The sequence below is a fragment of the Mesorhizobium intechi genome, assembly GCF_002879535.1.
GTDB lineage: Bacteria > Pseudomonadota > Alphaproteobacteria > Rhizobiales > Rhizobiaceae > Mesorhizobium > Mesorhizobium intechi.
The window spans coordinates 1-6501 of the sequence record NZ_PNOT02000279.1; the positions used below are offsets into that span (position 1 = coordinate 1).

The following is a 6501-nucleotide window of genomic DNA, read 5'->3' on the forward strand; positions in this document are numbered from 1 at the left end:
CTCCAGCCCGCCATATTGCGTCAAAAGGATCGCGTTGCGGGCGCTGCCCCCTGCCCGCTCGACCAGTGCCGCCCGCGCAGACGGATCGTCCGGCGGCGGCGGCTCGGCGGTTTCCAGCACCGCCATCAACTCGTCGGCGTCGAGCGGTATCAGGCGTATCACCTGGCAGCGTGAGCGGATCGTCGGCAGCAGGCTGCCAGGGGCATGGACGATGAGAATGAACAGTGTTCGTGCTGGCGGTTCCTCAAGATTCTTTAGCAAGGCATTGGCGGCATTGGCATTCATGTCGTCTGCCGGATCGACGATGACGACCCGGTAGCTGCCGTCATGCGAGGTCATCGACAGGAAGCGACTGACCCTGCGGATCTCGTCGACGGTGACGACCGTCTTGAAGCTCTTGGTCTTGTCGTTGATCGGCCGGGTCAGGTGCAGGACGCCAGGATGTGCTCCGGTCGCGATCTGGCGAAACAGCGGCGAGGCCGGATCGGGACTGGCAAGGCGTTCCGGCGCCTGCTCGAAGGCCGGGTGCTTCAAGAGATGGTGCGCCAGGTGGAAGGCCAGCGTCGCCTTGCCGATGCCGACCGGTCCGGCGAAGATCAGCGCATGCGGCAGCTTTCCCGATCGATACGCGGCGGCCAGCATTTCCGCCGCCTGCCCGTGCCCGACCAGACGAGGCGTTTCGGACGGTTCGGGTACGCCGTCCAGCGTATCGTGCTGTTCCGGCGCGATGCGTTCGAAGATCATACCGGTGCTGCCTGCCTGTTGCGCGCGGGCGCCCTCGCCTCCAGCGCCGCGAAGACGGCCGCGGTGACGACGTCCTCCACCGTATTGGGATCGGCGGAGGCATCGACGACGATGCAGCGTTCCGGCTCGGCCGCGGCGATCGCCAGAAAGGCCTCGCGGCGAGCCTGATGAATGGCCAGCGTTTCCTTTTCGAAGCGGTCGGGGTCGGCATCGCTGCCGCGCCGCAACGTCGCGCGCCTGAGGCCCTCGCCCGGATCGATATCCAAGATCAGTGTCATATCGGGCATCATGCCGTTGATGGCGACCTGTTCCAGCGCGGCCATGAATGCCGGGTCGATCCCACCGGTGACGCCCTGGTAGACGCGCGAGGAATCCAGGAAACGATCGCAAAGCACGATGGAGCCGCGCTCGACCGCCGGCCGAATGACTTGCTCGACATGGTCGGAACGCGCGGCGGCAAAGAGCAGCGCTTCCATCTTCGGTCCGAATGGCTCGGCGGCACCCGAAAGCAGCACATGCCGGACCGCTTCGGCACCCGGCGAGCCGCCCGGTTCGCGCGTCAGCAGGACATCATACTTCTTGGCGCGCATCTTTCGCGCCAGCCGCTCGATCTGCGTCGACTTGCCTGCGCCCTCGCCGCCTTCGAAGGTGATGAAAAATCCGCGCGCCAATCGAGAGGGCCTTTGTCCAGGTGGATTGTTGCGCTCTAGATAGTCCGCGTTCGGGAAAACGTCCATGCCGTCGGCGCTATCGCAGCCAGCCGATCGCCAGTTCCTTGACGGCGTCGAGCGCGCGCTGCGGCAATGTGCCGACGCCGACCGATTCGGCAGCGAAAAGCGGCGTCTCCTGGCTCAGCGTGTCGCCGATCCAGACGCGCAGCGCACCCACCGGCTGGCCTTCCTCCACGGGCGCCGCGACCGGGCCGGTGTAGACGATCCTGGCTGTCAGCTTGTCGCGGTTGGTGATCGGCAGGAAGATCTCGATCGGCCCTTTTGCCTTCAGCGTCACGCCGGATTTGGCACCGCCAAAAACCTGGGCCTCGCCGACCACCTCGTCCTTGGCGAAGATCTCGGTCTTCTCGAAGGAGCGCGCGCCCCAGTCGAGCAGCTTTCGCGCCTCCTCGGCACGCTCCTTGTCGTTGGCCAGCCCGCTCATCGCCATGATCACCCGCGTGCCGTTGTGACTGACCGAAGCGACGATGCCAAAGCCGGCCCCCTCGCTCGCACCGACAGCCAGGCCATCGGCGCCGATGTCCATGGCCAGCAGCGGGTTGCGGTTCTTCTGCGAGATCTTGTTCCAGGTGAAATCCTTCAGCCCGTAGTAGCGATAGAATTCCGGATAATCGCGCCACAAATGCAGCGCCAGCTGCGCCAGCTCGCGCACCGTCGTGCGCTGGCCGTCGGCCGGCAGGCCGGTCGAATTGACGAAGGTCGATGTTTTGAGCCCGATCTGGCGGGCCCGTTCCGTCATTTGCGCGGCAAAATTGTCCTCGGATCCGGCCATGCCTTCGGCGATGACGATGCAGCCGTCATTGGCGGCCTGCACGGTCACGCCCTGGATCAGGTCCTCGAGCCGGATCGCCGATTTGAGCTTGGCAAACATCGTCGAAGTGCCTGATGGCGCGCCGCCCTTGCGCCAGGCGTTTTCACTGACCACGAATGTGTCGTCGAGCTTAAGGCGCCCGGACTTGATGGCGTTGAAAACCACCTCCATGGTCATCAGCTTGGCCATCGAGGCCGGCGGGATCGGCTTGTCGGCGTCTTTCGAGAACAGAACCGTGCCGGTGTCGGCATCGATCATGAAGGCCTGCGTGGCCTTGGTTTCGAAAAGCTGCGCTTGGGCCGGTGCGAGGCAAAGCAGCAGCAAAGCCAGTCCCAGAAAGCCGGCGAATGGCGGAAAGGCGCGCAACTGCATGAAATCTCGACCCGTTTGCCGGTTTTGGCATAGCCAAGCTATCAGGGTTCTTTTCGCCGGATCAACCGCCCGGGCAAAATAGATCAGTTGCGCACAGCCAGCGCATCGGGTGCGCCGTGCGACCATGCCGCCTGCAGCAGTTCGTCCAGGCCGCCATGGCCATTCGGATAGAGATTGACCGCGTACCAGTCGTTGCCGTCGAGATCGGAACGCTGGATTTCCGTTCGGCCGAAGGACTGAAGTGCCGCTGCCACGCGCTTGGCTTCGGCTGCGTCGTCGAACGTGCCGGCGGCGACGTAGTCGGCATTGGATGGCGCCGCTTGCGGATTGGACTTCTTCCATGACCGCAGGATGTCGGCGGGCGACATGCCGCTATCGTCCAACCCGGCAAAGACGTCGACGCGCTGCACGCGCTCATCTGCATAGGACAGCGAGGCCACCGCGAACGGCGACTGCGGCGGCAGGCCGATTTCCGGGCGTTCCGGCACGATCGGTCCGAAGTCGGGCAATGCCACATCGCCGAAAGCTGGCGCCTGTGCTGACAAAGATGGTTGCGTGGCTTCGCCGGAATTCGTCAACTGACCGGGGAACGGGACGGCGGCCGCGCCCACAGGCACGCTGGGCGACGGTCCGTTCATGGCCACCATGACGCCGGTCGGCAGGCCGTCCGACGGATCCGGAATCGTGTTGCCTGGATGGTAGGAGGCCATCAGATACTGGTCGTCATTGCCATCGAGCGGTGCGCGGCCGACATATTCGACCTTGACCTTCGCCGTGCCGACCTTGTCGTAGTCGAGCATCTGCGCCGCGCGCTCCGAGACGTCGATGATGCGGCCCTCATGGTACGGCCCGCGGTCGTTGACGCGAACGATGACCGAACTGCCAGTTTCGAGGTTGGTGACGCGGGCGTAACTCGGCAGGGGCATGGTCGGATGCGCGGCCGTCAGATGCGTCATGTCGTAGACTTCGCCATTGGCGGTCAGCCGGCCATGGAACGCGTCACCATACCACGAGGCCAGGCCGACCTTGGCGTAGTGCCGATCTTCCTTGGGATAGTACCACTTGCCGCGCACCTGATAGGGCTTGCCGAGTTGGTCGCGACCACCGCCACGCCGCATGAAGCCAGCGCGCGGGCTCGCCTTCACGCCATATTCGGTTTCGGCGAAGTATTCCTTGGAGCGATGCTTGGGATTGACCATCGCCTTCGGCTCAGGCTGCGACGCGCATGCCGCCAGCAGAGCGGCCGACGCAGCCAACAGCGTAAGCGTGGAAGCGCGACGAAGACGCGGGCGCGTCGTAGCCTGCATTATCCTGAAATCCCCTACAGTCTCAATCAAGACGCCGTCGTTTGAACAGCAGAGGAGCCAAAGCACTCGCTCGACAATACCAACGGCACCCTGAACCCCGATCCTTTGTGCGCAGGAATTGTTTATCACGATATTAATCGATTGTGGCCGGAACCGGGCAAGATTGTGGCGTTACGCTGCTGCGTGGGCTTGGTGAAGGAACACGCGCGGCCGCACATGCCGGTTGACAGGTCTTTGCCGGGCACACTAGAGCAGTCGAATGTGACGGACAGTCACTGGAGGGATGGCCGAGCGGTTTAAGGCACCGGTCTTGAAATTCGTTTATCGGCATCCCGCCTAATGCCATCCAATCATTTATCGTGCTGGTTTGTCTTGGCTTTTTGCCGTGGCAAAGGGCTTCTGTGCCGCCCTGTGACGGCTGGTGCTACCGAGTTCGGTAGCAAAATGGTAGCAGGATGTTCTTGGCACGTTCGCCGCAGGGTCAGCAAATTTGCAGACCCTCCCAAGGTGGGGAAATTCCCCACCAGTGGCCAAGGGCCGAATTTCCGCACCATTCGGCTTTGGTGGCTAATTTAGCCACATTTTCAAGCTGTTACAGCGTCCGCTCCCCGTGAAACACTGCTACCCCAGTCCTCGCAGTAGGCGGCGATCGCTTCGTAGCTCTCCCCTCTTTCGATCATGGCTTCGACACCATCCAACAGGGCGTGAACTGCGACGCGCAATCGTTGAGCTACGTCGGGCGGGAGACTATCCAGGCGCTCGTCGATACTGAAAAACGCCTCCCCACCGGGGATACTTTCCGGCGATTTGGCCATGGCTTTGTCTTTGGATACAACAACAGAGAAGGCGGCGCCGGCCGTAGCCACGCCCGTTGTCATCAAAGTGCGGCGATTGACGTGCTGATTCATGAAATTCTCCAGTACTGGTCTACTCAAAGCGGGCTCGCTTCCCGCTGGCGAACTCCAGTCCATCAGCAGTTTACGTGCGAAGCTGAAGCGGTGTGGATTTCGGGGATAATTGGACAAGCCTTCGGCGGCCGCCCGAACAGACCTGTTCGGCATCTGAGATTCCTCCAGTAGTGTTGCAATCAACAGATTATGTTGATACGCTCTACCAAGCATGCCGTCAACAGAAAATGTTGAAATGAATGATTACACCGAGTCAATCCAGGGCCGCGCGAGCTTTGATCGAGTGGACGCAACCGCGGCTTGCTGAAGCGTCTAAGCTTGGGCTTTCGACCGTGGTCGATTTCGAAAAAAGCCGCCGGCAGATTTCCGACGATTCGAGGCGAGCTATTCAACTCGCCCTCGAGGCGGCCGGCGTAATCTTCGTTGACGAGAACGGCGAAGGACCGGGCGTGCGGCTTAGAAAGCGGAGCGCGTTCACAAGGTGATCGAATAGGAGGTGCGCTTTGTCAAATGGCGGTGAAATCTTGTTGGCTAAGCAGATTGACGATTTCGCCTTCAGGACGTTTCGCGATGTCGCCGACTGCGATTATGTCAGCGCGCGGTTGAGTCACCGAGCAAAGCTCTATGCGCAATTCCTCTGGCAAGCCCAACAGGCGATCGAGAAATACCTGAAGTGCATCCTGCTGCTCAACCGAATCCCGGCGGCGCATGTGAAGCATGACATCAACAAGGGCCTGTTGGCAGCAAAAAAGCTGCCGTTTGATGTCAAGACCTCAAACGGGCCAGATGCGTTTCTGCAGTATCTGAACAGGTTTGGGCCATGGCGTTACCTAGAATCATCCTACTTTGCCAAGGGCCTCGAATTGCAAATGCTGGACAAGACTGTGTGGGAAATTCGCCGATTTTGCCAAAATCTCCAAGTGCGTGATCCACAACACCATGATCGGTTCCTTGGCTTGGTGAGTGACAAGCTGTCGGCGATTTCTAAGAGCGACGACCTTCCCCCGCAAGATTTCAAGCTTCAGGGCGGCAGACTGGAAAAGATAGTAGATGACAGGTCTAACCGAGCCCGGACTGCTCTGATCTGGCAAAACCTGTTTTACGGCATCCGGCGGCGGGATCGCCTTGCTAATGTCGACAACAGTTTTCATGCGACAAACTCCCCGCTTTGGCTGCACCCCGAACTGGTCGACCATTTAGTGCCCTTCGTCTATCTTCCTAATCATGTGGCTGCTGCATATCGGGAGCAGGCGCGTGAGAAAGCTCGCGCGCCGGCAACGAAATGAGAGACGATTTCGCAGTCCCTGTGAGCTGATGGCGGCGCGGGGCGATCTGACGGAATACGATTTTCAGCCAGCGATGGCGCGGCCAACGGCGAAGCCGATGCCGACCGCGAGGCCGGTGGCGACGTTGGCCAGCAGCTGAAGCGCGAAGGCGCCCCAGCGATCCCGCAGGCAGGTCTGCGGCGCCTTCAGGAGCCGGGTAAGCTCGTCGAGAGCGTTTTCCATGGCTGCCATCATAGACGGAAGAGATTCGCCTGTGAATCCCCCCTCAAAACAGGCCACGCCCCTACCGGCAAATTCTGCCGGTGGTGAGCTCGCCGGGCGTCGGCCGCCTTCTCCGAAGGT

At 61.3% G+C, this 6501-nt stretch carries 7 protein-coding genes; 1 reads left to right on the forward strand and 6 read right to left on the reverse strand.

Translation table 11 applies throughout. The annotated features are described in order from the left end of the window. The 5 genes from C1D09_RS24470 to C1D09_RS24490 all read right to left on the reverse strand — a co-directional run. On the reverse strand, positions 1-744 hold a 744-nt coding region (locus tag C1D09_RS24470), incomplete at its 3' end, for a DNA polymerase III subunit delta' (RefSeq protein WP_143976673.1). Next, positions 741-1415 carry a dTMP kinase gene (gene tmk, locus C1D09_RS24475; RefSeq protein WP_167514732.1) on the reverse strand — a complete coding sequence of 225 codons (675 nt, stop codon included), beginning with the start codon at positions 1413-1415 and terminating at the stop codon, positions 741-743. The genes tmk and C1D09_RS24470, both read right to left, overlap by 4 nt. 76 nt (positions 1416-1491) lie before the next feature. Beyond that, entirely contained in the window at positions 1492-2658 is a 1167-nt protein-coding gene (locus tag C1D09_RS24480) for a D-alanyl-D-alanine carboxypeptidase family protein (RefSeq protein ID WP_143976675.1), read from the reverse strand. Positions 2659-2741: 83 nt separating this feature from the next. Then, complete coding sequence (locus C1D09_RS24485; RefSeq protein WP_143976676.1) at positions 2742-3965, reverse strand: septal ring lytic transglycosylase RlpA family protein; 1224 nt, start codon at positions 3963-3965, stop codon at positions 2742-2744. A gap of 584 nt (positions 3966-4549) precedes the next feature. Next, positions 4550-4873, reverse strand: a complete 324-nt coding sequence (locus C1D09_RS24490) for a hypothetical protein (RefSeq protein ID WP_143976677.1) — start codon at positions 4871-4873, stop codon at positions 4550-4552. 503 nt (positions 4874-5376) lie between these two features. On the opposite strand from C1D09_RS24490, the gene C1D09_RS24500 reads away from it, so the two are divergent. After that, positions 5377-6159, forward strand: coding sequence for a HEPN domain-containing protein (locus C1D09_RS24500; protein WP_143976679.1), 783 nt, complete (start codon positions 5377-5379; stop codon positions 6157-6159). A 63-nt stretch (positions 6160-6222) separates the two neighbouring features. Here the strand turns inward: C1D09_RS24500 and C1D09_RS33285 are convergent, their stop codons facing one another. Then, positions 6223-6381, reverse strand: coding sequence for a hypothetical protein (locus tag C1D09_RS33285; RefSeq protein ID WP_167514733.1), 159 nt, complete (start codon positions 6379-6381; stop codon positions 6223-6225). Positions 6382-6501: the final 120 nt, after the last annotated feature.